The sequence below is a fragment of the Catenibacterium mitsuokai genome (assembly GCF_025148785.1).
GTDB lineage: Bacteria > Bacillota_I > Bacilli_A > Erysipelotrichales > Coprobacillaceae > Catenibacterium > Catenibacterium mitsuoka.
The window spans coordinates 1,346,480-1,372,852 of the sequence record NZ_CP102271.1 but is presented as its reverse complement, the minus strand read 5'-3'; the positions used below and the strand labels follow the sequence as shown (position 1 = coordinate 1,372,852).

Annotated in this window: 30 protein-coding genes; all 30 read right to left on the bottom strand. The window is 35.1% G+C overall.

Annotated features, from left to right (window positions below):
- Positions 1-4: 4 nt before the first annotated feature.
- The gene (locus NQ499_RS06985) at positions 5-484 is read right to left on the bottom strand and encodes a deoxycytidylate deaminase (protein ID WP_006504802.1); all 480 of its coding nucleotides are present in this window, start codon (positions 482-484) and stop codon (positions 5-7) included.
- Entirely contained in the window at positions 477-1,397 is a 921-nt protein-coding gene (locus tag NQ499_RS06980) for an RluA family pseudouridine synthase (RefSeq protein WP_006504803.1), read from the bottom strand. The genes NQ499_RS06985 and NQ499_RS06980 overlap by 8 nt, the downstream gene beginning before the upstream one ends.
- Positions 1,367-1,873, bottom strand: coding sequence for a signal peptidase II (lspA, locus tag NQ499_RS06975; RefSeq protein WP_259848464.1), 507 nt, complete (start codon positions 1,871-1,873; stop codon positions 1,367-1,369). Before lspA ends, NQ499_RS06980 begins: the two co-directional genes overlap by 31 nt.
- A gap of 71 nt (positions 1,874-1,944) precedes the next feature.
- Positions 1,945-2,619, bottom strand: a complete 675-nt coding sequence (gene trhA / locus NQ499_RS06970) for a PAQR family membrane homeostasis protein TrhA (RefSeq protein ID WP_040389641.1) — start codon at positions 2,617-2,619, stop codon at positions 1,945-1,947.
- 76 nt (positions 2,620-2,695) lie between these two features.
- Positions 2,696-3,427, bottom strand: coding sequence for a metallophosphoesterase family protein (locus NQ499_RS06965; protein WP_040389642.1), 732 nt, complete (start codon positions 3,425-3,427; stop codon positions 2,696-2,698).
- 55 nt (positions 3,428-3,482) lie between these two features.
- Positions 3,483-4,016, bottom strand: coding sequence for a transcription repressor NadR (locus tag NQ499_RS06960; RefSeq protein WP_006504807.1), 534 nt, complete (start codon positions 4,014-4,016; stop codon positions 3,483-3,485).
- Positions 4,017-6,056, bottom strand: coding sequence for an L-aspartate oxidase (locus NQ499_RS06955; RefSeq protein WP_006504808.1), 2,040 nt, complete (start codon positions 6,054-6,056; stop codon positions 4,017-4,019).
- Between the two features lie 13 nt (positions 6,057-6,069).
- Positions 6,070-6,975, bottom strand: a complete 906-nt coding sequence (gene nadA, locus NQ499_RS06950; protein ID WP_040389643.1) for a quinolinate synthase NadA — start codon at positions 6,973-6,975, stop codon at positions 6,070-6,072.
- A 246-nt stretch (positions 6,976-7,221) separates the two neighbouring features.
- A complete protein-coding gene (locus NQ499_RS06945; RefSeq protein WP_006504810.1) occupies positions 7,222-8,493 on the bottom strand; it encodes an ADP-ribosylglycohydrolase family protein in 1,272 nt (423 codons plus the stop codon).
- Between the two features lie 116 nt (positions 8,494-8,609).
- On the bottom strand, positions 8,610-9,614 hold the full coding sequence (locus NQ499_RS06940; protein WP_006504811.1) for a macro domain-containing protein: 1,005 nt from the start codon (positions 9,612-9,614) through the stop codon (positions 8,610-8,612).
- Positions 9,604-10,314: a transglutaminase-like domain-containing protein gene (locus NQ499_RS06935; RefSeq protein ID WP_006504812.1), complete on the bottom strand. Its 711-nt coding sequence runs from the start codon at positions 10,312-10,314 to the stop codon at positions 9,604-9,606. The genes NQ499_RS06940 and NQ499_RS06935 overlap by 11 nt, the downstream gene beginning before the upstream one ends.
- A gap of 61 nt (positions 10,315-10,375) precedes the next feature.
- The gene (locus tag NQ499_RS06930) at positions 10,376-13,279 is read right to left on the bottom strand and encodes a TOTE conflict system archaeo-eukaryotic primase domain-containing protein (RefSeq protein ID WP_006504813.1); all 2,904 of its coding nucleotides are present in this window, start codon (positions 13,277-13,279) and stop codon (positions 10,376-10,378) included.
- Positions 13,280-13,336: 57 nt separating this feature from the next.
- A complete protein-coding gene (locus tag NQ499_RS06925; RefSeq protein ID WP_006504814.1) occupies positions 13,337-13,873 on the bottom strand; it encodes an LOG family protein in 537 nt (178 codons plus the stop codon).
- A gap of 87 nt (positions 13,874-13,960) precedes the next feature.
- On the bottom strand, positions 13,961-14,986 hold the full coding sequence (locus NQ499_RS06920; RefSeq protein WP_006504815.1) for a YeiH family protein: 1,026 nt from the start codon (positions 14,984-14,986) through the stop codon (positions 13,961-13,963).
- Positions 14,987-15,338: 352 nt separating this feature from the next.
- Positions 15,339-16,133 (bottom strand): N-acetylmuramoyl-L-alanine amidase, encoded by a 795-nt coding sequence (locus NQ499_RS06915; protein ID WP_259848463.1) that lies wholly within the window; start codon positions 16,131-16,133, stop codon positions 15,339-15,341.
- Between the two features lie 4 nt (positions 16,134-16,137).
- Complete coding sequence (locus NQ499_RS06910; RefSeq protein WP_259848462.1) at positions 16,138-16,431, bottom strand: hypothetical protein; 294 nt, start codon at positions 16,429-16,431, stop codon at positions 16,138-16,140.
- A gap of 2 nt (positions 16,432-16,433) precedes the next feature.
- Positions 16,434-16,769, bottom strand: a complete 336-nt coding sequence (locus NQ499_RS06905) for a hypothetical protein (RefSeq protein WP_006506321.1) — start codon at positions 16,767-16,769, stop codon at positions 16,434-16,436.
- Entirely contained in the window at positions 16,770-17,021 is a 252-nt protein-coding gene (locus NQ499_RS06900; RefSeq protein ID WP_006506322.1) for a hypothetical protein, read from the bottom strand.
- Entirely contained in the window at positions 17,018-17,479 is a 462-nt protein-coding gene (locus NQ499_RS06895; protein ID WP_238319884.1) for a hypothetical protein, read from the bottom strand. The genes NQ499_RS06900 and NQ499_RS06895 overlap by 4 nt, the downstream gene beginning before the upstream one ends.
- 193 nt (positions 17,480-17,672) lie before the next feature.
- Positions 17,673-18,332, bottom strand: a complete 660-nt coding sequence (locus tag NQ499_RS06890; RefSeq protein WP_006506324.1) for a hypothetical protein — start codon at positions 18,330-18,332, stop codon at positions 17,673-17,675.
- Between the two features lie 2 nt (positions 18,333-18,334).
- Entirely contained in the window at positions 18,335-18,793 is a 459-nt protein-coding gene (locus tag NQ499_RS06885) for a phage holin family protein (protein WP_006506325.1), read from the bottom strand.
- Between the two features lie 16 nt (positions 18,794-18,809).
- Entirely contained in the window at positions 18,810-19,958 is a 1,149-nt protein-coding gene (locus tag NQ499_RS06880) for an SGNH/GDSL hydrolase family protein (protein WP_006506326.1), read from the bottom strand.
- Positions 19,959-19,968: 10 nt separating this feature from the next.
- Entirely contained in the window at positions 19,969-20,556 is a 588-nt protein-coding gene (locus NQ499_RS06875) for a hypothetical protein (protein WP_006506327.1), read from the bottom strand.
- 1 nt (position 20,557) lies between these two features.
- A complete protein-coding gene (locus NQ499_RS06870) occupies positions 20,558-20,863 on the bottom strand; it encodes a hypothetical protein (RefSeq protein WP_006506328.1) in 306 nt (101 codons plus the stop codon).
- A 1-nt stretch (position 20,864) separates the two neighbouring features.
- A complete protein-coding gene (locus NQ499_RS06865; RefSeq protein WP_006506329.1) occupies positions 20,865-21,164 on the bottom strand; it encodes a hypothetical protein in 300 nt (99 codons plus the stop codon).
- A 9-nt stretch (positions 21,165-21,173) separates the two neighbouring features.
- The gene (locus NQ499_RS06860; protein ID WP_040390051.1) at positions 21,174-22,058 is read right to left on the bottom strand and encodes a hypothetical protein; all 885 of its coding nucleotides are present in this window, start codon (positions 22,056-22,058) and stop codon (positions 21,174-21,176) included.
- Position 22,059: 1 nt separating this feature from the next.
- Positions 22,060-23,106, bottom strand: coding sequence for a siphovirus ReqiPepy6 Gp37-like family protein (locus NQ499_RS06855; RefSeq protein ID WP_006506331.1), 1,047 nt, complete (start codon positions 23,104-23,106; stop codon positions 22,060-22,062).
- Positions 23,107-23,109: 3 nt separating this feature from the next.
- The gene (locus NQ499_RS06850) at positions 23,110-23,988 is read right to left on the bottom strand and encodes a phage tail family protein (RefSeq protein WP_006506332.1); all 879 of its coding nucleotides are present in this window, start codon (positions 23,986-23,988) and stop codon (positions 23,110-23,112) included.
- A 1-nt stretch (position 23,989) separates the two neighbouring features.
- The gene (locus NQ499_RS06845; RefSeq protein WP_006506333.1) at positions 23,990-25,993 is read right to left on the bottom strand and encodes a phage tail protein; all 2,004 of its coding nucleotides are present in this window, start codon (positions 25,991-25,993) and stop codon (positions 23,990-23,992) included.
- Complete coding sequence (locus tag NQ499_RS06840) at positions 25,994-26,326, bottom strand: DUF5361 domain-containing protein (RefSeq protein WP_202898486.1); 333 nt, start codon at positions 26,324-26,326, stop codon at positions 25,994-25,996.
- Positions 26,327-26,373 lie beyond the last annotated feature (47 nt).

Genomic DNA, 26,373 nt, shown 5'->3' with positions numbered 1-26,373 from the left:
TCACTTAGTGATTCTCTTTTTTTATTTCTATTTCAAATGCTGGAACTTTACGATAAGAGACGCCGGCAATATCTAACATACGTTTAGCCGCTCTATCGCTTTCTGATCCTTTATATTTTTCATCTTCATAGACAATTTCTTTGATTCCACTTTGAATGATTGCTTTTGTACATTCATGACATGGGAATAAAGAAACATAAATGCGACAATCCTGCAATTTCTGAGTAGAATTAAGAATCGCATTGAGTTCCGCATGAACTACATAAGGATACTTTGTATCATATAAAGCCCCTTCTCTTACTGACCAAGGGAATTTATCGTCTTCACATCCGCGAGGAAGACCATTATATCCTACACCTACAATACGGTTGTCATTGTTAACGATGCAGGCACCTACCTGCGTATTAGGATCTTTTGAACGATAAGCAGAAAGTTTTGCAACGCCCATGAAATATTGATCCCATGTAATAATCTGTTTATCCATTATATTCTCCTCCTAATTCCTTGATCTTTTCTTCAAAGAAATCTGGTAGAGGTGCTTCAAAATACATATGTTCATTGGTTCTAGGATGAACAAAACCTAATACTCTGGCATGAAGATACTGACCATTAGTATTGTCATCATTTCTAAAACCATATTGAGGATCACCATAAACTGGATGACCAATATATTGCATATGAACACGAATCTGATGTGTTCTACCTGTTTCAAGACGACATTCAATAAGTGTCATATCATCATAACGTTCTAATACTTTAAAGTTTGTAATCGCATCTTTTGCATTCTTGCTTGTAACAGCCATCTTCTTACGATCCTTGCTGTCACGTCCAATAGGTGCTTCAATACGACCCACATTATGATTAATAACACCATGTACAAGTGCCACATAACGACGTACAACTGAATGTTCTTCTAGCTGTTTAGATAATGAACGATGGGCATTGTCATTTTTTGCGACCATGAGTAGTCCACTTGTTTCTTTATCGATACGATGAACAATACCTGGTCTTGTAATGCCATTAATAGCTGATAAATCATGACAATGATAGAGTAACGCATTGACAAGTGTTCCTGAATAGATACCTGCAGATGGATGAACAATCATGCCTGTTGGCTTATTGACGACAATTACATCTTCATCTTCATAAATAATATCTAAAGGAATATCTTCAGGTCTGATTTCTGTACTCTGAGGATCAGGTAAAGTGACCTGAATCACATCCTCTTCTTCTACCTTATAGTTTGCTTTTTCAACATTATCATTAACAATAACCTGTCCTGCTTTAATCCATTTCTGAATCTCAGTACGTGAACGATCAGGCATGTGATTTAAGATGACTTTATCTAAACGTAAGCCTTTTTCTTCTAATTCTGGTGTAATTGATTGTATTTCCATTGTTTATATTCTCCAATTCCTAAATCTAAGATGATTAATAAAACACCTATTACAACACCCATATCGGCAATATTGAAAATAGGAAAATCATAACCAAATACAAAGAAATCTAAAAAGTCTCTTACATAATGAAAAACAACACGATCATATAGATTTCCTAGCATACCACTAAATATAAGTACAATTCCAAATCTTAATAGGATCTGGGATTTATCACTCTTGATAAAATAATAAATAAGCATAATACCAGCAATAATAGAAATTGCATAGAAAAGAAAGAAACGACCTGAAAGCATTCCCCATGCTGCACCCGTATTATGAATATAAGTGAAATAGAAAAAGTTTTTAATGACCTGATAACTCTGGCCTAACTGCATTGATTCATTGACTACAAGTTTAGTTACTAGATCGCCACCTAATACAATAATAAATGTGATCAAGTATAAAAAACCGTATTTAAAATTTATTTTTTTCATTTAATCATCCTTTCCTCAACGATTATAGCATGACTTTAAAAGATATAAAAGAAAAACAGGCTTTACGCCTGTTACATACAGTATAAGATAATGCATAAAAAGTGAAGGACACTACCTAGTAAGATCCATAAGTGCCAGATACAATGCATATAATGTATTTTTTCCTGTAATCCATAGAAGATTGTACCAATTGTATAAGCGACACCACCAGCGACTAATAGGTATATACCATTCATGCCTACAGTTTCAGGTAACAAGTTAAACTTAAAGACGATACACCAGCCTAGAATAAGATAACAGGCCATAGAAAATTTTGCGAATTTATTAATGTCATAAGCATTTAATGCAATACCTAGAATTGTGACAGCCCATACAATACCAAATAGAATCCATGCCCAGAATGGATCAGCCAGTCTAACAGAACATAATAGTACTGGTGTATATGTACCAGCAATTAAGACAAAAATACTACAGTGGTCCATAATCTGGAATACCTTCTTTGCCTTAAGTTTGGGAGATAAGCCATGATAAATTGAACTCATTGTATAAAGAACAATCATAGAAACACCATATACAATACCAGAAGCTAAACCATAACCATTATGATGTAAACATGAGAATATAATACATAATACAAGTGCTGCAACACCAAAAGCAGCCCCTACAATATGCGTTACCATATTAAATATTTCTTCACCGCGAGTATATTCAGGTAATTCACGGTCATCTAACTTTGTACGTTTCATTTTAATCACCTCTTGTACATCAAGAATATCATATCTATTATTTGATGTCAATACATCTAGTATTATAGTCTAGATGTTATTCTTCATATGTGTTCCATTGTCTTATGATTTGATGTGATTCTAACTCATAGAGTGTATTAAAGACAGCTGTCTGGTTTCTCCACAATTCCTTATCTACATGAAAATGACCAAAATACCAATGGGTGTAGTTTGTATTTTTCTGAATATCATTCAAATAAGTAGTCAAAGGCATTTCTTGATAAACATCACCTTTTATATGAAATTGTTTAATAGTTGATAGAAAATAAACCGTTTCATCCGGTGCTGTATGTGTAATAATATAATCCACATAATCTATATTACTTAAATGTTGTAATCCATTCTCATACTCTTTTGTATTGGGCATTTCAGCAGGCCACCATGAAACATTTTCTTTACGAAATGGCTGATCAATAGAATAACCACCACCAAAAGTGAAGAATGTTTTTCCTTCTATTATATAGATTTCTCCACGCATCAAATGAATGAGATTATGACGTAGTTTATGAACATATCCCCCCTTCCATACTTCCACGGGATAACTATTAAGCATATTAAAGTTCTCATGATTGCCATCAACAAATAAAACAGTATAGGGCTGAACACTTATAAAATCATAAAATGATTCTTCTGAAGAATATTTCTGCTGAAAAAAACCTATTCCAAAATCTCCACATACAATAATAATATCCCCTTCCTTTAATACAGGATCTATCTGTTCAAGCCATTTAAATTGATTGCCATGTATATCGCCCGTTACATAAATCATAATTTCATCCCCCTTTTTTATTATACATAAAAAAATGCCATCAATGAAGATGACATTAGAATTCAACAGGTTCATATTCCTGAAGTTTTGCAAGATATCCAAGTTTTGACAATGCATCTTGAATTTCATCAAGTCTTTCATCTGTTTCAGCACAGATTGTATGATAATGATATCCACTTGTCACTGCCATTAAAGAGATAGATTTCCCACATTTTAAATTATCAAGATATTTCTTTACATCTAAACGTGATGCGATATTAAGAGGTGCACGTACAATATGATAGGCCTTATGATAAACAAAGATATCTTTGACATAACCACCTAGATCCACGATTGTATTGAGCTCATTTTCTATATCTGCATCAGTATGCTGCATTTTGAGGACTCTTTCCACCATAGCAGAATGACGTATGATATATCCTTTATTGGTTGCTTCTATAACATGATTATTAGCACGAAGAAGTGCGACATCATTCACAATAACCTGACGTGAAACCTGAAGACGTTTTGCAAAATTAGAAGCAGAAATCGGTGTATCATTTTCCATCAGTTCTGTAAGGATGTAGTCCCTTCTTTCTTTACCAGTCATTTAGTCTCTCCCATTAATTGCATGAAGGTTCTTTAATGATAGATCTAAAATCTTTGCAGAGTGTGTTAATGCACCACTTGAAATGAAATCTACACCCATATCTTTTACTCTATTGATGTTTTCTGCAGTAACATTACCAGAAATTTCGATTTCAGCACGTTTATCAATGTAATCAATAGACTGTTTTAATAATTCAGTACTCATATTATCAAGCATGATAATATCAGCACCCGCTGCAACAGCTTCTTTCACCATATCAAAAGTTTCTACTTCAACTTCAATCTTTCTTACTGATGGCGCATAATCTCTTGCCATCTGTACAGCCTTAGTCACGCTTCCTGCTGCACCAATGTGGTTATCTTTTAATAAAACACCGTCTGTTAAGTTATATCTGTGGTTGCTTCCTCCACCTACTTTAACAGCATATTTTTCAAAGATTCTGTTATTTGGAGTTGTCTTTCTTGTATCAAGTAGCTTAATACCTGTACCCTTAAGAAAATCTGCAACCTTACGTGTATAAGTTGCAATACCTGACATTCTCTGTAAGTAGTTTAATGCAGTTCTTTCACCTTCAAGAAGAGTTCTCATATCACCAGTTACTTTTGCGAGTAATTCTCCTTTATGGACTTCATCACCATCATGAGCAAAGAAGTGTACATCCACATCTTCATCTAATAATTTGAATGTTCTTTCAAAAATCTGAAGCCCAGCAATAATACCATTTTCTTTACAAATTAATTCTACTTCACCTAGCTGTGCAGTTCTTATAACACTGCATGTAGATACATCTTCACTTGTAATATCTTCACGAAGAGCTGAAAGGATTAGTGGGTCTACATTTAATTTTAACGTTGTCTTATCAAACATACTTGGGGCCTCATACTTTCTTGTCATATCTTTTGCGGCTCTTTTAGCAAATACTAAACTTTCTAATAATGAGTTACTAGCAAGTCTATTCTTTCCATGAACACCATTACATGCTGTTTCACCAACAGCATAGAGATTTTCCATAGATGTTTTACTGTTTTCATTGACTTTTACACCACCCATGAAATAGTGCTGGGCTGGTACAACAGGAATACATTCTTTAGTTACATCATAGCCTTTATCTAAGCAGTACTGAACAATATTAGGGAAATGTTCCTTTAGTTCCTTTTCACCAATAGGTCTTAAATCTTCTAAAACATAATCAGTACCATCTTTTTCCATCTGTTTCTTAATTGCATCAGAAACTACATCTCTAGGTAATAATTCATTAACGAAACGATTACCATTCTTATCATATAATAATGCACCTTCACCTCTGACACTTTCGGAAATAAGGAAACGTCTTTCATTATCTTCACTATAGAAAGTTGTTGGATGAATCTGTACATAATCCAAATGTTCTGTTTCAATATTGTATTTCTTAGCAAGATCAATGGCATCACCTGTTAAATGACGGTAGTTAGTGGAATTCTTATACTTGCCACCAATACCACCGGTTGCAAGTACAACAAAGTTCGCATAGATATCATGTTCTTCATCGCCTTTGCGTACTCTACCACCAACGCACTTACCATTCTTTACAAGAAGGTCTGTTAAAGTTACATATTCTTCAATAGTGATATTCTTTCTTGTTTTTACTTCTGCATAAAGCTTACTCGTGATTTCTTTACCCGTAATATCTTCATGATAAAGAATTCTGTTAGTAGAATGAGCACCTTCTTTTGTATATTTAAGGTTTCCTTCTTCATCTCTTGCAAAATCAGTACCATATGATAATAAATCATCAAGTACAGCACGAGAACTTCTGATCATTAATTCTACAGAAAGAGGATTATTTTCATAATGTCCAGCTCTTAGTGTATCTTTAAAGAAAGCATGATAATCACTTTCATCCTTAAACATACAAATACCACCCTGTGCAAGAAAGCTATCACTTTCTTCTACACATGACTTAGTAATCATATGAATATTAAGGTTCCCAGGTAATTTAAGGGCACAATATAATCCTGAACATCCAGTACCTACAATAAGAACATCTGTTTTTTTAGTCATTTTTAGTCATCTCCTATTTAGCAAGTTCAAGCATTCTTTCTAATGGTGCTTTTGCTTTATTCATAAATTCTTCTTCTAAGAATACTTCATTCTCTCCAGTTTCTAATACATGTACAATCTTTTCTAGTGAATTGAGTTTCATATTAGGACATACCTGAGTTCTTACTACATTATAAAGCTTCTTATCAGGTGCTTGTTTTAAGATAGTGGCATAAACACCATCTACAGTACCAACGATAAATTCCTTTGCATCATTACCTACAATATAATCAATAATACCTGATGTACTACCAATATAATCAGCTTCTCCTAATACTTCAGGTTTACATTCTGGGTGAACAGCTACTAAAGCGTTAGGATGTTCTTTCTTGGCATTTAATACATCTTTTTTAGTCATAATATGGTGTCTTGGACAGAAACCACTATTTAAGATAATATTCTTATCTTTAACCTGAGTTGCTACATAGCTTCCTAAGTTCTGATCAGGTATAAAGAAAATATTCTTGTTAGATAACTTATTAACAATCTTTACTGCATTTGAACTAGTAACACATACATCACTATAAGTTTTTATTTCTGCAGTAGAGTTGATATAGCAAACAACAGCTAAATCATCATACTTTTCTCTCATTTTTTTAATATTTTCTATAGTCACCATATGAGCCATAGGACAATCAGCATGTGCATCTGGCATATATACATGCTTATTAGGGTTAAGTATCTTCGCACTTTCACCCATGAATTCTACACCTGCAAAGACAATCTTATCAGCGTCTGTTTCTGCTGCTTTTTTTGCAAGATAGAATGAATCCCCAATGAAATCAGCCGCTTCCTGTACATCTGCATCCACATAGTAGTGAGCTAATATAACAGCATTCTTCTCTTCTTTAAGCTGCTTGATTCTATTCATCATATCCATAGTTTTATCCTCTTTTTCCAACTTTTCCTAAATTAAGCGCCTCTCTCGCTACGCTGATGCATATGCTATCATTGTTGTTGACAGATGTCAAGACACATATGTTGACATTGTAAAAGAAATATGTTCATCAAATATTACAGTATGGTTATATGTAATAGATTACATAGTTTTTTCAGCATGGAAATATGCTCTTAATGCAAAAAAGAGATTATAACAAGTTAGTTACAATCTCTTGAGGATTTTTAATTATTTTTCATGTTCTTCATATATGCCAATCAATAGTAGTATCATAGCTTTACTTATTTGCATATATTTTCCAAATGGATTGATGACAATTCCATTTATCTCTTCTAAGTCAAGTGCTAATCTTAGAATTGATAGGATGGATTGATTGATCTGAACATTGCCACTAGACCCTTTATGCATCTCTTCTGTTGAAGTAAATACACCTAGCCACTCTATACCACTTGCATCTTTGACTGTTTCCATTTTAAGTTTGACATCATGATCAAGAGCAAATGTGTCACCAATGCTTATACTATTGATTTGTTCTTTTGATAAGAATGGATTCTTAGTAATATAAGGAACAATAAATTCTCCACCCTGATTCATTGCATTTATCATCATATTCATAAATAGTATCATACCTTCTTTATCATTATGAACATAATATTGATTGATAGCTTTTTCAATCATCTGATTTGTATTAGGTGAATCATCTTTTCTAACAAGACTATAAAATGTATCAACAACATCTCTCATATCTTTATTGATACGATTTCTACATTCAGATATTAATGTTTCAGATATTCCAAAATAAGCTTCCGCAATACTTCCTGTAATAGCACCAAGTGTATCCGTATCTCCACCTAGAGATACTGCATTTCTTATTGCATCTTCAAAGTCTCTTGCTTCAAGAAAAGCAATGATTGCTTCTGGGACGGTTTTTTGACAAGTTTCATCCATATGAAAGCTAGGACGGATTTCATCAAGTGTTCTATTTAAATCATAATGAAATTTATTCTCAATATACTTTTTGATTTCTTCTTTTGATGAACCATTTCTTGCCATAAATATCGCACTCGCAGTCGCCTCTGCACCCTTAATACCTTCTGGATGATTATGAGTTACATTTGCAGTTGCTTTTGCGACAACTCTTGTTTTTTCAAGAGAATCATAAAGCCATCCTGCAGCTGATACTCTCATTGCAGAACCATTTCCAAAACTATTATAGGGCTCGGGATGACAGGCTGTTAGCCAGCGTCTAAAATAACCTCCGTATCCTGCATGAGGATATCTTCTTCCCCATGATTGCATACTTGTTATAACAGCATCCTCAATTTCTTTGACTGTTGCATCCTGGCCTACTTTAAGTAACGCCTCACATACAGCAAGAGTCATGACTGAATCATCTGTAAAATGAGATCTTCTACTAAATAATTTGAAATCCTTTGTTTTATCTCCTCTATCAAATTCAAATGGACTACCAATAATATCTCCTAAAATTGCACCATACATAATATATTCCTCCAATCTTTTCTTATTACACTATCAGTATAAATGAGGAGGAAAGATATATGGTCGCTTTGAAAGCGACATTTAAAAAACGTCGATACATGAAGTGCCGACGTCAGTTATGTTCCAAGAGTTTCATTGGTATATTTGAATAATGTGATGTTGAGTTCCATAATATCATAGTGTTTGTCTATGATTGCTTTTTGTACAATTAGATCTACTTTACTACTTGGACTAAATGCCCAGTCTGCTCTTGCAAGTAGATCTTTTGATTCTTCTAGATTAAGCTGTAATGCGATACATAATGCAAATACAGTTTTCTTTTTAGGATGATAATTCTTATTGCATTGAATTTTAGAAAAAAGTTTTCTATCTAGATTGGCTCTTTTCCATACGTCTTTATTATCTAGATGCGCTTTGTCTATTAATTCAAATAATTTATCATGAAATGAAGGACCAATATTTGCGAGCTGATCTTCTAAAGAAGTATTCGGCAAATGAAGAGATGGTTCTTCATGAAACGTAGAATTAAATAAAGAACGAAGACGAGCACTTCGTCTATAGCTCAAAGGATACTCATTGATATGACTTTCTTTGACATAGTTTGCATCAATATAAGAATCAATCTCTCCGACAATTTGGCTGGATAATTGAAAAGAGGTTTTATCAAATACAACTAAAATGATTTCTATTTCATGTTCTGTCAAAAACTGGCTGAATACAGATACTGCAATATGCAAAGCCTTATTTTTTGGAAATTCATAAACGCCTGTAGAAATAAGAGGAAATGCGATACTTTGACATCCGAGTTCTATTGCTTTTTGTAGAGGTAGACGATAACATCTTTCTAGTATTTCAAGTTCATGATGATTTCCATCAATCCATACAGGTCCTACTGTATGAATAATATATTTTGCGTTGAGATTATAAGCTCCAGTAACTGCAATCTCTCCTCTTTCAATAGGACCAATAGTCTTTCTTTCTGCAAGAAGCGCTTCTTTTCCTGCTGCTTCATATATTGCCAGATCTGTGCCACTGACACATTTTGGTTGTGGATTTGCTGTATTAACTATGATATCAGCTTCTACTTTTGTGATATCGTTTCTTACTATCTTAAATGCCATAGAGGTGTCTCCTCATTTTCTTTACATTATAATTCATAAGATGTCTACCAATATACTTATAAGCGAATGTTTTAATGGTTGACATCTCTTGATGATGTTCTTTTAGTAACGTATCTGGACAATCATAGATACCAAAGTCTTGAGTAATTCCTTCACTTTGAATATAGGTATTATTTCTATTGAAGTCAATTATAGGGTGTTTGAAGTTTTTCACTGCAATACCATAACCACAAAATGGACCAGTACATTTAGTAAATCTTTTCTGAAGTTGTTTAAGATATGATTTGTCTAAAATAAATCCTTCTAGTTCATACCATCGATTTTCAAGGCAAACTTCCACCCAGCTGTGAAATATATTCTTAGGTGCACTATGATATACAATACCTGTCATAGCTCCTCTTTGTAGTTTCTTATCAATAGTAAAGCCATGTATTCTACATGGAATATCACAGGCACGTAGCAATGCCATAAATAGAGTTCCTTTAGTATTACATTGACCATAGCCATCGGCTAGTACTTTTGAAGCAGGTATATAATCATCACTATTATAGCCAAATAAGATTTCATCTCTTACATAATTATAGATTGCTTGTATTCTGTTAAATTCATTCATTTGTTTCCATTGTTTATCGTAAATGAGTTTTTGAATGTTAGGATGAGAATAATCTAGCATCTGTGTTTCTTTGAGATATTCCATCATTTTAACGCACCTCCATTATTAATTATATCATTGTACTATGAGATTTAAAAAAGATTGTAACCTAGGAGTCACAATCTTTAGTTTCTGTAGGACTTAATATAAGTTCTTCCGCAATCGTAGTTGATTTCACTCTCATTAAGCTATCATAGATATTTGATTTACCAAGCAAGTTTATTCCACCGTGCCATACGATTTCTTGATCAATGACTGCAAAATAAGAATCTAAATCAGGATACACTTCTACAAATACACCATTACCATATAATAAATCTATGAGATTATTTGTATAAGGTTCATCTGTCTGTTTGGTGAATACATTGACTGAAACACCCTTTTCTTGTCTATCTTTAATTAAATCAATAAAAGATAATACTTTCTTTTCATTTAATTGAGGACTAGAGATAATGATGCTTTTATTTGATTCATGGATATCTTGTCTAAATACTTCTAAATAATCATTATAATTGTAAATGTGATTCACGTTTTGTTTATTGTCTACAAGATCAGTAATCACATCAAAACCAATCTTTCTATAAGCAGATAAGCGTTTCTTATACATATTATTAAAATAATGAATATGAGAATCTACATAATCATAGACAATCGCACTTTTTTTATACTTATAATCTCTATTGATTCTTCCTAAGAACTGATCAACTAAAGGTTCACCAGATACAGGAGAAGTTAAAAATAGTGTATCGAGTCTAGGTACATTAAATCCTTCACCAACTGATTGAGATGTCGCAACAAGTATAAAAGGTTCATCATGAGAAAGTGCTAATATTGTTTTTCTTACTTCTTCATTTTCTTTTAATGTATGATCACCATAAATAAGATATGTATGATCTAGGACATTCTTCTTAAGTGATTCATACAATGATTTAGCATGATCTTTATAGCGTGTTAATACGATAGGTGTTCTATTTTCTTCAATACACTTCTTGATATCAGAAATAATCATATTATTTCTATTTTCATTTTTAGAGATAAACGCATACGCACTATTAAGATCATTTTTACTATCACCTAACGCCATTATTCTTGTGAATCGTGGATAGACATGATGATCAATAGATTGTTTTTCTATTCTTTCTTTGCTTGTATATTGATGTCTAATTGGACCTAACTGCATATAGACTTTCTTTTCAAGTCTGTCTATTCTTTTATCGTTCGCAGAAACACCATAGATATATTTAGAATTAATTTGACGTAATACATTTTCAAATACATGAGAGGCACCATGATGACATTCATCTACTATCACCATGCCGTATTCATGATTTAAACGACAGTTGCCTTCATTGTCATAAATAGAGTTGACTGATACAACATCTATGATACCAGTTAAAGTATTTTTACTTCCATGTAATACACCTATGAGATCTTTTCTTTGTTTCTCTTTACCTGTTTTTGTTTTATACACAGGTAGATCTTCGTTTATTTCTAAAAAGCGATGTAATTCATCTACCCATTGGTCTATTAGTGAAACACTTTGCATAATAATGAGTGTATTGACTTTTCTTTGAGATATTAAATAACTAGATACAACAGTCTTACCGAATGCAGTCGCTGCATTTAAAACACCATTGTCATAATTTAATAAATCAGACGCGGCAGTCAGCTGTTCATCTCTTAATTTTCCAGTAAATGATACATTAATAGGTTTTCCCTTTTCTCTCTTATCAACAATTTCATACTCAATATTTGATGAATGGCACTTATTAAGTAGCGTTTCTAATAATCCTCTTGGGATTTTTATATAGTCGTTTATGTCTTCCCCTAAATAGATAACTCTTGGCTGATTCCAATTAGAAAATCCTAAGTTATGATTCTTATAGAATATAGGATTATCAAATGCAGATAAGCGTCTGATCTGGTTTTGGATTCGTGGCTGAAGATTAAGTGTATCCACGTAGATACCATCTGCAAGGACAATAGAGAGTCTTTCTATCACATCTTCACTATGGAAGTTTTCATCCTTTTTCCATGGCTTAATTCTTTTTCCTAGATCCATTGTAAGAAGAGTTTGAGGGATTGAAAGTTCTTCTTTCCATTTATAGATATGTTCTTCTATCTCATTTTTAGATAATTGATGAACTGTTGTTAGTAATTTCCATTGATCATAGTAAGGATTCCAGTTTTCATCTACAAAAGCACTATTACCTTGTCTTAATGCCTGTCCTTGAAGTGGTAATGCAACAAGATTACCTAAACCTTCACTATGATCTTGAGTAGGAAACATACGATCATAATATCTAAATGATTTGAGATTAATAGATTGAGATCCTTTCTCAATGAGTAGTAATCCAAATTCTCTAGCAAGAGAGGCAGGTACAAATTCCTTAAAGAGAATCCATGCATGTGCCCCATTTCCTGAACGTGAGCGTTCTATTAATACATCAATACCATTTTCATGACATATTTTTCTAATTGCATCAATTTCATCTTTCCAATCATTATTTTCACTATTCTTATTATCATGATTATCAAAATCAAAAACTATGAGTTTACATGTATCATCTTCTAGTAAAGGATATAATCCAATGACATCTGTACAATTGTCTTTGTAGCCTAATAAGTGATCTTTGCCTACTTCTCTATCTAATGCTTTCCACTCTTTATAAGGACACTTTTGACAGGACACACCTTTTTGACTATTTTGTTTAGGACAATATTCTTTCCATCTATTATAACATTGTGGAAAGTATCCTCCCTTAGAACCTCTTAATGCATATACATCTCTTCTTCCTTGAAATAAAGTAAGAAAGTAAGCTACAAGTTTATCATAAATATAAGTATCCTTGATACATACACCCTCATTTATAGATTGGGTTGTCATTTCTTCTTTTGATTCATTAAATGTAATATGAGATTTTTTTAGAAGTTCTTTTAATTCTTGATTTTCTTCTTGGAGATGTCTAACCATCCTTCTTAACGATTCTAAGTTTTGTCCTTCTAGATTCATTGTATGTCTCCTTAACTGTTATTTATTCCATTATAAAAGGAATAATGATAAAAATCACTATTCCTTCTCAATAATATTTCTTATATCGTCTAGATGATCCGCAAAATAGATACCCTTCTGTTTCTCATGAGTTGATAATCCCATTTCTATCATATGGGACATAAGTTCTTTCATACCCTTATAATAATTATTCAAATTATAGAATATGCAAGGCGCATGAAGTTGTTTTAATGAAATTTTAGACATCACTTCTGATATTTCTTCTAGTGTTCCTGTACCACCTGGAAAGGCGATAAAAGCATCTCCTAATTCTATCATTTTTGTCTTTCTTTCTGTCATATCTTTAGTAATGATTAATTCTGTTAAGCCATCATATTGTAGTTCTTCATCAATAAAGAATTGTGGTTCTATTCCAATCGCAGTTCCACCAGCATTCAATACACTTTCCGCAATATATCCCATTAATCCTGATTTTGATCCCCCATAAATGAGTGTATGATTATTTTCTCCAATCCATGTACCAAGCTCTTTTACTGCATCCTTAAGTACTGGATCATTTCCTTGTAAGGCACCTAAATATACTGTAATGTTCATATGATTCTCCTATAAAAAAACAGTCAGAACTAAGTCTCACTGTTAGTCTATTTCTATCTTAAGAAATATAGTATATAAAGTCAATGCTTACCAGATGCCCATCACATGCTGCATGAGTAATGAAACAATAGTAATACCACACCAGCATGATGCACCTACTAATAATGGTTTACCACCTATTTTAATTAAGTGAATAACATTACTATTAAGTCCAATTGCAGCCATAGCCATAATAATAAGGAATTTAGATAATTCTTTAATAGGTAAGAAAACGTTGCTGTTAACTCCCATATGAAGGCTGACTGTAGTAATAATGGCAGCTAATACAAAGTAAAGAATAAACATAGGGAATGCTTTCTTTAAGTTGAAGTTTGAAGATTTCTGGTTTTTCTTACTTCTAATCATTGATAATCCTAAAGTGATAGGAATAATGGCAAGTGTACGTGTTAATTTGACAGTTACAGCTTTATTAAGTGTAGCGCTCCCTAGATGCCACATACTATCCCAAGTAGATGCGGCTGCAGTAACTGAAGATGTATCATTGATGGCAGTCCCTGCCAATATTCCAAATGCATCACCATGTAATGTATCAAAGCCGATGGCTTTACCTAGAATAGGGAAGAATAATGCAGCTAAGACATTAAAGAAGAAAATAACGGCAATAGCCTGGGCGACTTCATCATCATCGGCATCAATGACTGGTGCAGTAGCTGCAATGGCAGAACCACCACAAATAGATGAACCTACACCTACGAGAATAGATGTATTGGAAGGTACATGTAATATCTTTCTTAAAAGCCATGCAATAAGAAGTGAAGTAGAGATTGTACAAATAATTATAGGTAATGACTGCTTTCCTGTTTCAAAGATGACACCTAAGTTCATACCAAAACCTAATAATACGACAGCTGTTTGTAGGATGATCTTAGAAGTCCATTTGATTCCTGGTGCTGCTTTACCTTTTTCTTTCCAAAACATAGTAATAATCATACCTGCAAGAATTGAAATCACTGCCCCACCGATAACTGGAAATTGTTTTCCTAATAACCATGATGGAATCGCAATAACTAAACATACAAGTATGCCATATATATTCTTTTTAATAGTTTCCATGATTTACCTGCTTTCTTTTAAATGTGTGCTCATTATATCACTTGACTATAATAATATTAAATTATATATTTCTATTGAACTATAAGTAAATATTATTGATGAGGTGATGAGATGTTAGATTATCGAATTCGGATTTTAGAATGGCTTAAATACAGGGAATAATAGAGATTGTTGCCTATTTGTTATCTATTTGATGATTTAAAGGTATCGAAATATTTCATAAAAGCAAAAAAGGCCAGAGCAAATTAAGCCCTGGTCTTTTCTTATGAATATAATGTGTAGTTGAGATTTAATCGAAATTAAGTCGAGTTTAGTCGATATCTTTAAGAATAAACTCATAATAAAAATAGAATTAGACTTTTTTCAAGCATCTTTTAGCAACCCAACCACTTGGAATCTTTGCCCAATCTCCATCGAATTTAGAAACTGTAACACGAGTGCCATAATTTAGACAGCCGTCCTTGTCGTAATCGTGAGCCTTAGCGTTCTTAGTTAATTCCTCATATGTCTTTCTTCTATAGTTAACCCCTGGTCCTGTTCTGACACTTAAATCGCTAGCAGTAATCATATAAGTACCTAAAGCACTAGATGCATTGCTCTGTGGCTTAGGTGTAGGAGTTTCAACGTGTTCATTGACGCTCTTATTTAAAATGCCTTCTATAATTGCCTTTGCGCACTTATCAGCGTTCCATTTCACTTTATCAATTGCATTATCAACGAAACAGCACTCAACAAGCAGCGCTGGAGAATTAGTCTTTCTCAACACATATAACTTTGTAGATGTTTTAACACCTCTATTTCTAATTCCTAAAGCATTAGAAATATTATCAGCAATTCTAGTTGCTTCATCTTTCGCTTTTGAGTTATCGCCATAGATGTATACTTCTGTTCCTGTGCCTCCTCCAGCGTTTAAGTGGATTGATACATCTAAGTCAACCTTATGATCATTACACTTGTTGACGATTGCCTTAAGATTTGAATTTTGGTCTTTTCCATTATCGTCGGTACAATCATATACTGTATGTCCTTCATTTCTTAATAATTCGATAACTCTGTTCTTAACTTTTCTATCTTCATTGACTTCGTCGAGTAATCCACTAGCACCACGGCATTTCAATGAATGTCCACCATGTACATTGAAATTCATACTCTTATTCCTCCTCTAAGTATGCACCTATTCCATAATCTGATGCACACATATATTCGATTCTGCAGCCTCTTGCCTTATTCCACCCAGAAGCAAAATAAGCCACATCAGCAGTTGATAATAATTCAATAGATTTACCAAGGCACCATAAAGGAGTGCCTTCTACTTTAATATAACTATCAATAATTTCAGCATCATCACCATAGAGACTTTTGATTTTTTTGATAGCCTTTTCTCTATTGTGTCTGATTTCTTCTTCAGACAGGCCTTTCATGGGCTGTGAAATAAATATCTTCATTTTTATATCTCCTCATATTTGGTAATAGGCGCTTTTGCCTTGATGACGTTGATATCTCCTAAAGATATATGAAACACATCTCCTGCGTTTGAGAAAGCACGGCATTCATAAGAAAGCTCGTTTCTGCTTCTGCCTAGTGTATCAGTAGGATCTATCTTCGCAGTTATTACATTATCCTTGATTGTTGTTTCTTTTCTTCTTGTCTCATCGCCATCAATGATTACAAGAAGCGCTTTATAATCATTGAAATTAAAAGGCTCGCCATCAGACGAGCACGAAAATCTGATAAGATGTGTAGTTCCTTCAATCACATCTATATCACGCTTATTACAATTCATTTATTCATCTCCTTCATAATGCGAAACCTTTCCGATATCTATATGCATTGTATTGCTTACTTCAATTTCAGCATCTAATGCAGTTTGTGCAGCTATATTGATATTCCTATGATCAGCATCTATTGAAGCGTTAACGTGTGTACACTTGTCAATGTTCACAACTGCAGTATGAGAGACTTCTATATCTACTTCAGTAGACTGTGCCTCACCTGAACCTGAATAAAGAAAAAGAGTGAACCATCCTCTACTCATCCTGACCACACTCCATCGGATGACTTAGCATAAATCCTTATAAGATATTCTCCGTCGCCTTTAGATAGTTCTGTGTCAATTACACTTACTACTCCTGTACTGCCCGTTCTTAAATCAGTACCACTTTCTACAAGTAGTCCTATTCCTCTGCCAGATGCCTCGCCATCACGTGTCGCACGTGCTTCCCACTCAGATATATCCATATCACAATGAAATCTGCAGATACACTCATTAATGCCAAGCACTCTAGATATTCGATATTTATCAATACTATCAATTGTTACGATAGGTGCTTCAGCTAGTCTATAAGTAATAGTAATAAGACCATCCGTGAGCCATACCTCTCCTATAGCGACACCAGAAGAACCCCAAGCATTACATTCTACCAATCCATCAAGAGATGTGCCGAGGTTAATTGTAACACTTGTAGTCTTCTTATATTGATTGCCGTTATTCACTGTAAATCTGACTGCATTTACATATGAATAAGAGCAGTGAAAGTTACCCGTGAATTTAACATTGGTGACTATAGCGTTTGACGGCAGAGAAGGAATAGTCCACGTAATTTTTTCTATGTTATGTCCACTTCCCGAGACATGAATACTAGGCATTGTGGCGTTAGATGTTACCGTATATTCCTGCGCCATAATCTTATGCCACTGACCAAGTACCTAGCGAATTTTTAACAAACACTTTGATGATCTTCTGTCCATCACCACTCGATGCAGCTTCTAGATCCTTGCCATAAATCTTGCAAGATATTGCTGTGCTAGCCTTAAATGTTCCCGTCGCGCTCATGTTAGTAGAGCCGTTTGCAGTTCTGATTAATGTTCCAGCATCATGTAATGATGACTTTGATGGCACAACCTTAATCTTATATTCTGTAAATGCAACATCACTTGTAAAACTGAATGTAGCCACGTCTTTTGGCGATGTCTTTGAAATTCTTGAAACGTCCGGTCCAATGATAGTAACGGCTGGAACTGAAGTATCTAATGTGATAGTAGCAGATGCTGCAACTGTCTCATTGTAAACATCATCACGTACTTTTACGTAAACTGTCTTGAGTCCATCATTATCAAGAAGTGCGATGCTCTTTGAAGATGCATAAGTCTCCCAGGATGCATCTGCTTCTGTTTCAGCGCCATTGATGCCCCATACTTTCATCTGATAACCGGTAGTAGAAGTATCGGATAAAGCAATACTTAATGTAACTGATTTAGATGTAGTATACTGAGATCCATTATTTAACTTGATGGTCAACCCTTGCGGAGCAAGAGTATCAAGTGTTAGATTAAAATAACTTGCCATGATTATTCTCCTTTGTTGATTGCATTTTCAGCGGCTTCTAAGCCTTTTGTTAATACAGATGGCACATTATCGCCAGCTTCTACAAAGTTTTCAATAATACTTCTTAATTCATTAATAATAAGTGACGCTAAAGTAAACCAACCTACATATGTAGTGATAGTCAAGTCAACATTGATAGTCTGTCCAATTTCAATAAAGATAGCGGACGCAAGAAATGCTACTAGCACCATAAGCCAGTAGCCTAATTTTTTCCAAACTCCGCGTACTCCTTTTGCACTGTTTTCCTTGCCTGTTAATCTTGATTTTCTAACTCCTGTGATGTAATCAATAATGTTAAGTGTTAAAAAGCCTACGAATAAAAACCAATGTGTGCCTAATGCAGCAGTCAATACTGCTACAATAGTTCCTCCAACTGCGTTGATAGTGTCCATATACTTTAATGATGTGTCGTATAATTTCATTTTATTACCTCTTTATTTACATATTTTCTGCAATGATCCATGCATCTAGCTGTATCTGTGTGATGTTTGAATAACTCTGATAGTTATTGTGGGCTGAGTTACACTGCTTGATCTGCATATATAGTTCGTTTTTATTTGTCACATTAAATTTGACAGGAACGTCATAGAAGCCACCGTTTGCATAAATAATTGCATTTGCATCCGTATATCCCATGTTTGGAGCTCTCCAAGGAAATGCGTTCGTACGAGTAGGAGTATATAGTTTGAAGCCGTTAGGCCCATTTGAATTAAGATTTTTGACTGTTGTATCAAACATAATTCTGTAGATATTAATATCACCTAAGCACTGTCCGTACATCGTCCCTGTAAATGTTCCACCATTTAAACCAACACCTAATTGTCTTTTTTCCATTGCACTGCTTCCAGTTCCTAGCATGTAGCCTTTTAAAAATTCAGATAGGTATTCTAATCCCCATCCATTCGGATGGATTCCATCGCTCGACATCATATTTTCAATTGAAAGAACATTTTCAGCATCAGGCACTACTACGAATGGCAAATCGGCATAACATGCTACAGTTCTATACATCGGCATCAATTTATATTTTAATGCAAACTGATTATCCCTATTTTTAAATGCAACCCCAAACGGCGCAAAATGAATGATTGCATTTGGATAAGTGCTCTGCACATAACCAATCAATGTCTTAATGCAATTCTGCACCGTTTCTTTTTGATCTCCATAAGCCAGTTCGTTATATCCTCCGCCAATCAATACATCAGTTACCATTTTCTTGTTACTAACTTGAGATTCAACTTTTTTCAGTAGTGTCAGATAATTATTGGATGGATTAGAAAAAGATGCACCACCCTTGTGATTGATATAGATGTTGTTTGCAGTAAAGTGACAATTAACTAACTTGCTTTTAAGTCTGTCACACCATCCTGTTGTATTTCCATCAGGAGTATAACCATCTCCATAACTGTCACCAATGAAAATCAGTTTTCTTTTGCTTCTGTCTTCTAGATTCATCTTAGTTCCTACCACCCTTTTTCCGTCGCCAGAATAAGCCACAAGCCCTTCTTCAATATTATCAGCAGTAACTGTACTGTCTGATATGTCTATCAATGTCTTGCCATTGTATATGACCTTATTAATGCTCATACAGTCACTCCTACGCGATTGTTACTGTAGTTCCTCCGGCTGAATTTTCAGATTCAGCGTAAGGAATCGGATTAACAGTAACCTGTGACAAATAGTTATATCCTGTATCAGGCATGATTGTCTGTGTAGTGGTGCTTGGTGTCACTGTCTTCTGCTGAGGTTTAGCACCTTCAGTCCCTGACATAGTACCTTTGATACCTAAAATGGTCACTCCATCACGGATATTGGTAGGAATGATCTTAGCCTGTTCAGCTGTAGAAATCTGAACATTGCCTGAACCATCGTGGAAGCCCTGTGGAATCGTGTATACCTGTGCCTTTGTTGTAATACTTCCTTTAACAGACCCATTGTTCTTCATCGTACCAGTTAACTTAGTACCTCTTGCATATGCAGTCTTTCCAGCTAGCATTTCAGCAACTGCAACAGTTGCGTCACTAGAATCCACATCAAATGTACAAGTACCTGTGACTGTTGCACCTGTCTTATCGTGAAAAGTTAAATCCTTCAATACTTTGTCTGCTGTCGCAGTATCACCTGTCAAGTCGATTAATGTCTTGCCGCCATAGACGACCTTATTTATATACTTAGTTTCTGCCATTTTATAATTCCTTTCCTATGTATACTGTGTTTCCGCCTTCTTCATTGCTAGTCTCGAAGAAAGGTATCCTCTTTACCATTACATCCTTGTTCATTAGCTTGTTTTTGGTCTTTAGCTGCTGTGATATATCCTTTGGCGTTACTGTATAGGCACCATCATATACATCAGCATTCTTTATCCCCTGATAATTCTTGAATTCAAGCCTGAACTCTTCGTTTTTAATATCCATATCAGCATGAAAAGACATATCCCTGATGATGAATCTTAGAGATATGTCTTTTGGTCTGAATTCTAATTTAAGATGCACATCATATCACTCCGTCTTTAAGTATTCTTTCCACATATGTAGTGACTATATTTGATGCGACCGCTTCTCCTTCAACCGTTACACCTCTTAGCTGTATCTCAGCCTGAAGCTTCTCCACTAGCCTTAGCGTATCCTCCTGTGAGAGATGCACCTCTATCTTATTACCAGTAAGAGCAGTACAGTCAATCTGTCTATCAATGACAATCTTCTTATCCTGTGTGATTGTAAGATAAGCATACTGAAGCTTGTTTACTTCAAAAGGAAGCGTGCATACTAATGTGGCTGTAGTACCTCTTATCATAATTGCCTCCTATCTGAGCATCATGTGAGTTCCTGAAAGCCATGTACCTTTTGGCACTGTACATGTCTTCATAGAAAATATACAGAACCCATTCTTGACTCTGTCATATTTGAACATCAATGGATAATCCGGATTCACAAAAATATTGAACATAAAAGCTGTATGTGATGAAAGCACATTGCTCATAGTAGAATCATTACCGAATTTTTCACCATCAGCACCACCTGTCATGCTCCAGTTACTTGATAAATTCCCATACCAGCAGAATTCTACAATAGTATCATTCCATCTTGCTTCTAGTGTAATTCCATTTTTGATATCAATAGTATCTTTATGAGTAAAAGCTTTATTTTGATACTTGCTTTTCAGATCTGCAAGCTCATTTTCAAATCTTTCCTGAGAACCAGTTGATGTAACGTATCCACAGTACCAGGTATCAGCTCTTGTGTCTTTTACATTATCCTGGGTAAGCAGTGTGGCGCCCTTCTGAATATTGACCACTGCAATAAAAAGCTGATAAACAGAATCTGTTCTTGACGGATCAGGCCACTTTGAGTCTGATCCTCCTTTAACTACCTTTAGAGATACTTTTCTTTCTGATGCATTAAATTCGATAGCAACTGCATCATATCTATCATAAGTCCCACTTGCACTTTCTATCGCAAGTGTTGTCTGTGATTCTGATGGAAAGAATGCGCCTCTCACAAATGCATTGCCTGCAGCAACTGTAAGCTGCATGCTGTTGTTCGCCTGGACATGAAAGTCATCAGTAGCACATATACCATCAGTAAATAATTCTCCTAGCATCTTGCGCCATGATGATGCTGACATCTTTCTGTCTCCGCTTATTGAATCGAACGGAAACCCTAGTTCATCTGTAGCTGTATCTGCCATATTAGTTATCACTCCAATCTATCGTTGACGGAAGAGGTGTTCCAAACGTAGGCACAGCCTTCATTACTCCGTGCTCGTATACCTCATTAACCTCCGTCACTCTATCATTTGAGGTCATTCCCCAGTATTCAAATCTATTTGTGACTATATCACCAAGATCATAATCAAAAGGATAGTTATAATTCCCTTTGATCTTATCTTCTTTTTCTAATGATTCAGCAAGTATATTGCTGTTAAGTGTTGTATTTCCTCTCTCAATGAGTGCATTCTTATATGCAAGGTCGCTGATGTTTTCTTTTGAAATATCAGACCCATTGATAAAAATCTCTCTTCTATCAAGTCCGGATATAGATGTACTGCCTGTTATCTCTATCTGTCTATCTGAACCTTCACCTTGTCCTCCAACATAGCACACATTTGCATATGTCTTTGAGTTAGCACTATATGTTGCTTTTTCAATATCTCCGTTCTTCTGCGAGAAGATGACACGTGATATATCATACTGGCCATCAGACCTATCAACACCCTTGTATGTTTCGAATATCCATTTCTTTTCATCGAAGTCAGGCCTTAAACGAAAACCTATGTCTGAAGCCTGTGAAAGCTTTTCAATGTATGTAAGTATATTTTTGTATGTTGCCTGATAACTGATTTTTTCAGTGTATCCATTATCGGGGCCTAGCATAACTCCTGGAATAGCTGCTTTTGACACCAGTTCTCGCATAGAGCTTTCTACACGACCACTAAAGTTATATGTCCCTTTGATGATTCTTCTATAGAAATACGATGATGCGAATCTTCCTTTGACTGTAATCTCTTTTTTTGATTTCTCATAAGATATTGAAATACTCTCAATGATTCCGCATTCCTTCTTGCCCTTCAGGTAGAAAAGATTTTCAAGTTTCAGCAGCTGCACATTATATGCAGTTACTGGTACATGTGCTTCAAACTCACCACATGAAGTGTATTTACGCGTCCACTGTAAAGAGAAAATATTTTCAATCTGACCTAGAAAATTCATATCTCTATCATAGATTCTTATGATCATAAATTAGGCCTCCACATAGTTTCTTTTAAATGAGATTGATACAGTCATATTCTCAGCACCTGAATCTGCTGTATATCCTATATGATTAATCCCTGGCTGCAGTCGTATGAAATCTGCAGATGTAGGAAGATACATATTTACTTCTTCCTTTTTTCTATCCTTTAAAAGATAGACATGACAGTCATCTACAAGCGTTGTGATAATAAGTTTTTGCCCACTTTCTAATGTAAAATCCTTCTTGCCAGAAATGCCTATAGTCATGTGCTCCCCTGATTCCTGGATTGAAATTGAAGGATTTAAAACACTTCCTATAGCCTCAATAGTAATAGTCATGCCTGTTTCAGAGCCGTTTTGATTATCTATCTCTAGATTCTGTACTATTTCTATTCTTGATATTTCCTCTGTTGTAAATTCATGAGGGAATTCAAAAAGTGGCACGATTCTTGACATGCTTATGTCGTTATCCTCTATGTCCTTGAAATAAGGATCAGCGCAGATAAGGGATATCTGATGTGTTCTTTTATAATGCGTGCCATCTGTACCGGTTACTTTCTCTACTGTATAGTCTATCTTTCTTTTATGTGTGCCATCATCGTATTCAAGCGTGCCATCAAGAGAGAAAAGCCTATCAAGCATCTCTCTATGATTAGCATAGCGCTCATTATCAACAACTTCTAATACAATGTTTCTGTATTTCATTGTGTGCCCAAGAATGGTAGCTCCATCTGAATTGCCGTTTTCCTGGATGTTCACATTGTACTGTGACTCATACAATCCATCACAGTCAGTGATTACAAAAGGAGAGAGTGATGTTTCTGTAAAAATAATTGAATAACCGGACATATTTGTACACTTTATCGTTCTGTATTCTTTATCACTCATATCATGCTCCTTTCAGTCTCTGAATCAATTCTCTATTTGCATTTCTTGTTTGTCTTGATACCTCAGATGGATCTACAGCGTCAGGCGCTGTAATGTTGATTGTCTGATAGATATCTCCATTTCTATCTTCATTATGCGGTTTATCAAATCCTTCATTGATTAGCTGCATCTTGACTTCTCTTACAGCATTGAAAGTCATTGAAGCGCCAAGACTGTCAGATTTATTGAATTCATCAATAAGTGAATCATTGAATGCTGCTATATCCTTTCTGACGGTATCAAATGAACCTAGAATTCCGACACCAATACCTTCACCGATGAATCTGCCGACCATATCCCTCATGATTCTAGAAGGAGAGTGGATGCCAAGGAATCCTTTAAAGCTTTTGACGATACCGCCCGCAAAGTCTCCAATCTTCTTAGCAATCCATCCTCCCATGTTCCAAATACCCTTCCAGATACCTTCGACAATATTCTTTCCGATGGATAGCATCTTTGATGGAAGAGAAGCAAGTGCTTTCACAATGATTTCAAAAATCTTTCCTGCTGCACTGCCTAAAGCGCCGAATAATGATTTAATACCATTAATCAATCCATGTATACCTTTGCCACCTAAAGAGCCAAGTTTTTCAGGCAATATCATAATATTAATCAATACAGTATCTAATGCCTCTTTTCCTGTACCCTTCAGGAATCCGAATAATGCTTTGATTCCATTTCCTAGACCAGTGATGGCCATTTTTCCAAGTTGAAGCCAATTAAATGCACTCCAAACGTTTACAATAGCCATAATGATTTTTGGAATATTCGCAATCAATGTCGGTATTGCTTGTATCAATCCAAGTGCTAATTTGCCAATTAGTTTAATACCACAAATCAAAATGGTTGGTGCATTATCATTGATGATATTGGCAAAAGTGCTTATGATCGTCGGAATTTTTGCAATCATCACAGGAAGAGCTGAAACGATGCCATCAGCCAATTTATTGAGAAGTTCAAAACCGCTTTTTATGAACTGAGGTGCCTGTGCTGCAATATTACTTGCAAACTTTTGAACAGCATCCAATATTCCCGGCATATTGCTGAAAGATTCAGTCAGTACGCTGACAATTGAACTGCCAATATTTCCAAGCATTGGAAGCAGATTACCGCCTATAAATGTGCCTAATGATGAAACAGTATTTTCGAATGTACGCCATACACCATCACCAGTAGAAAGTGCACCAAGAAGGTCCTTAACTGATGCCTTGACCATTCCAAAAGAACCGGTAAGAGTAGTACTTGCTTCTTCTGCGGTCGTTCCACTGATTTTCATGTGGTCCTGTACTACAGAAATTGCATTCGCAATATTACTAAACGACATATCACCATCTTTAACTGATACATTTAGTTTTTCCTGGGAATCCTTATATGTAGATGCATCTTTTATAAGTCTTTCCATTTCCGTCTTGGTTCCGCCATACCCGAGTTTCAGGTTATCAAGCATCGTATAGTTCTGCTTTGCAAAGCCCTGATAGGCATTCTGTATATCCTGTAGATCAGTCCCCATTTTATTTGCGTTGTCGGACATGTCAACCATTGCCCTTTTCGCAATTTCCGCTGCCTTTGCAGTATTTCCACCGCATGAAGATACCAATGAAGCCGCAAATGATGTGGTCTGTTCCATATAAGTATTTGCTGAAACACCTGCATCCTTAAATGCTGTCTGTGCTGCTTTTTTAATCACATTTGCACTATTGCCAAAGAGCGTCTCAATGCCTCCTATGGACTGCTGGAGTGCGCCTCCTTCAGTCAGTGAGGCACTGAGAAACTTGCCTATTCCAGCTATAGTTATAGCACCCTTGATTTTAGAGACCAGCATACTTCCGAAAGTTGCGCCACTCTTGTCTGCCTGTTCCTCAAGAGGTTTCCCCATGACCTCCTGGATGGATGCCTTAATGCCCTGAGCAGACGGAACAATCTGCACATAGGCCTTGCCTAAATCAGTTCCATTCTGTTTTGCCATTTAAGCGCCTCCTTTCCTTATGATCTGCATTCTTGCTCTTTCAAACTCTTCCGCGCTGTTAAAGCCTTCGGTCTGCTTTTTCTTTACAGGATTCATCAGCTTTTCATATATTGATTCAGGACGATTTCTATTTTTCTGAGCGTCTTTTGTCTTAGACCAGGCAAGAAGTGCCAGATAATCAACAGCGAGTGCACTTAGTATAGTTTGAGTATCTATATTCTGTTCTTCCATTGCCATTTTTAGTCTTGAATCATTTCGTAATCCGCTGACAAGAACGTAGATATAAGAAGGCTTGTAAGACATGAAGTCATATATATGATATGTTTCAGCCAAATCACATATAATCTGATGCTTATAACCTCGCAAAAGGTTTGCGAGGA

What these genes read in the sequence shown, in the direction of transcription:
- NQ499_RS06845 (WP_006506333.1), bottom strand. Translation starts at nt 25,993, where the DNA reads ATGGCAAAACAGAATGGAACTGATTTAGGCAAGGCCTATGTGCAGATT.
- NQ499_RS06850 (WP_006506332.1), bottom strand. Translation starts at nt 23,988, where the DNA reads ATGAGTGATAAAGAATACAGAACGATAAAGTGTACAAATATGTCCGGT.
- NQ499_RS06855 (WP_006506331.1), bottom strand. Translation starts at nt 23,106, where the DNA reads ATGATCATAAGAATCTATGATAGAGATATGAATTTTCTAGGTCAGATT.
- NQ499_RS06980 (WP_006504803.1), bottom strand. Translation starts at nt 1,397, where the DNA reads ATGGAAATACAATCAATTACACCAGAATTAGAAGAAAAAGGCTTACGT.
- NQ499_RS06945 (WP_006504810.1), bottom strand. Translation starts at nt 8,493, where the DNA reads ATGTATGGTGCAATTTTAGGAGATATTATTGGTAGTCCATTTGAATTT.
- NQ499_RS06960 (WP_006504807.1), bottom strand. Translation starts at nt 4,016, where the DNA reads ATGACTGGTAAAGAAAGAAGGGACTACATCCTTACAGAACTGATGGAA.
- NQ499_RS06965 (WP_040389642.1), bottom strand. Translation starts at nt 3,427, where the DNA reads ATGATTTATGTAACGGGCGATATACATGGCAATCAATTTAAATGGCTT.
- NQ499_RS06910 (WP_259848462.1), bottom strand. Translation starts at nt 16,431, where the DNA reads ATGAAGATATTTATTTCACAGCCCATGAAAGGCCTGTCTGAAGAAGAA.
- NQ499_RS06865 (WP_006506329.1), bottom strand. Translation starts at nt 21,164, where the DNA reads ATGATAAGAGGTACTACAGCCACATTAGTATGCACGCTTCCTTTTGAA.
- NQ499_RS06890 (WP_006506324.1), bottom strand. Translation starts at nt 18,332, where the DNA reads ATGGCAAGTTATTTTAATCTAACACTTGATACTCTTGCTCCGCAAGGG.
- NQ499_RS06955 (WP_006504808.1), bottom strand. Translation starts at nt 6,056, where the DNA reads ATGACTAAAAAAACAGATGTTCTTATTGTAGGTACTGGATGTTCAGGA.
- NQ499_RS06920 (WP_006504815.1), bottom strand. Translation starts at nt 14,986, where the DNA reads ATGGAAACTATTAAAAAGAATATATATGGCATACTTGTATGTTTAGTT.
- NQ499_RS06985 (WP_006504802.1), bottom strand. Translation starts at nt 484, where the DNA reads ATGGATAAACAGATTATTACATGGGATCAATATTTCATGGGCGTTGCA.
- NQ499_RS06940 (WP_006504811.1), bottom strand. Translation starts at nt 9,614, where the DNA reads ATGGCATTTAAGATAGTAAGAAACGATATCACAAAAGTAGAAGCTGAT.
- trhA (WP_040389641.1), bottom strand. Translation starts at nt 2,619, where the DNA reads ATGAAACGTACAAAGTTAGATGACCGTGAATTACCTGAATATACTCGC.
- NQ499_RS06900 (WP_006506322.1), bottom strand. Translation starts at nt 17,021, where the DNA reads ATGAGTAGAGGATGGTTCACTCTTTTTCTTTATTCAGGTTCAGGTGAG.
- NQ499_RS06875 (WP_006506327.1), bottom strand. Translation starts at nt 20,556, where the DNA reads ATGGCAGAAACTAAGTATATAAATAAGGTCGTCTATGGCGGCAAGACA.
- NQ499_RS06935 (WP_006504812.1), bottom strand. Translation starts at nt 10,314, where the DNA reads ATGATGGAATATCTCAAAGAAACACAGATGCTAGATTATTCTCATCCT.
- NQ499_RS06915 (WP_259848463.1), bottom strand. Translation starts at nt 16,133, where the DNA reads ATGAATTTCAATGTACATGGTGGACATTCATTGAAATGCCGTGGTGCT.
- NQ499_RS06930 (WP_006504813.1), bottom strand. Translation starts at nt 13,279, where the DNA reads ATGAATCTAGAAGGACAAAACTTAGAATCGTTAAGAAGGATGGTTAGA.
- nadA (WP_040389643.1), bottom strand. Translation starts at nt 6,975, where the DNA reads ATGGATATGATGAATAGAATCAAGCAGCTTAAAGAAGAGAAGAATGCT.
- NQ499_RS06905 (WP_006506321.1), bottom strand. Translation starts at nt 16,769, where the DNA reads ATGAATTGTAATAAGCGTGATATAGATGTGATTGAAGGAACTACACAT.
- NQ499_RS06885 (WP_006506325.1), bottom strand. Translation starts at nt 18,793, where the DNA reads ATGAAATTATACGACACATCATTAAAGTATATGGACACTATCAACGCA.
- lspA (WP_259848464.1), bottom strand. Translation starts at nt 1,873, where the DNA reads ATGAAAAAAATAAATTTTAAATACGGTTTTTTATACTTGATCACATTT.
- NQ499_RS06860 (WP_040390051.1), bottom strand. Translation starts at nt 22,058, where the DNA reads ATGGCAGATACAGCTACAGATGAACTAGGGTTTCCGTTCGATTCAATA.
- NQ499_RS06925 (WP_006504814.1), bottom strand. Translation starts at nt 13,873, where the DNA reads ATGAACATTACAGTATATTTAGGTGCCTTACAAGGAAATGATCCAGTA.
- NQ499_RS06880 (WP_006506326.1), bottom strand. Translation starts at nt 19,958, where the DNA reads ATGAGCATTAATAAGGTCATATACAATGGCAAGACATTGATAGACATA.